Source organism: Paracoccus sp. S4493, from assembly GCF_000967735.1.
GTDB lineage: Bacteria > Pseudomonadota > Alphaproteobacteria > Rhodobacterales > Rhodobacteraceae > Paracoccus > Paracoccus marcusii.
The window spans coordinates 1-721 of record NZ_JXYF01000170.1 but is presented as its reverse complement, the minus strand read 5'-3'; the positions used below and the strand labels follow the sequence as shown (position 1 = coordinate 721).

Below are 721 nucleotides of genomic sequence, written 5' to 3'. Positions count from 1 at the left end.
CCCCGGCAGGCCCCGCCAGCAGCGTGTTGGTTCCGGGAAACAGGCCGTCGCCCAGCAGCGCATCCAGACCGGCAAGCCCCGTGGTCACCGGTTCGGCCGAAAAGCGGCGGTGGTGATCGGCTGCGATCAGGCGCGGATAAACGCGGATGCCGCCGCGTTCGATGGTAAAGTCGTGATAGCCGCCGTGATATTTCAGGCCGCGCATCTTGACGACCCTCAGCCTGCGGCGCTCCGATCCGAAATCGTTGGCCAGCTGCTCCAGCGAGATGACGCCATGCGCGATCGAATGCAGCTGCAGGTCGCCGGGTTCGGCCGTGCGGTCGTCCAGCATCAGCACGGTGCAGTTCCGGCGCGCGAAGAAATGCTTCAACGCCAGGATCTGGCGGCGATAGCGCAGCGGGTTCTGCGCCAGCAGGCGCAGTTCCGACAGGCTGTCCAGCACCACGCGCACCGGGTCGGTCCGGTCCACCAGATCGAAGATGCCGCGCACCGTCTCTCCCAGCTCCACCTCGCTGGGATGCAGAAGCGACTGTTCGTGGTCGATGCCGAACTCGTCTTCGGCGATCATCTCGAAGACGTCGATGCCGTCCAACGTCAGGTCATGCGACCGCGCGACGGCCCGCAGCTCTGTCTCGGTCTCGGACAAGGTGATGTAGAGGCCGCGGTCACCCGCCTGGCGCCCCTCCATCAGGAACTTCAGCGCCAGCGTGGTCTTGCCCGA

General features: G+C 66.0%; 1 protein-coding gene. It reads right to left on the bottom strand.

Features of this window, described 5'->3' with window-relative positions:
• Window positions 1-721, bottom strand: a 721-nt coding sequence (locus TW83_RS15825) for an ATPase domain-containing protein (RefSeq protein ID WP_045983746.1), incomplete at both ends; no start/stop codon positions are given.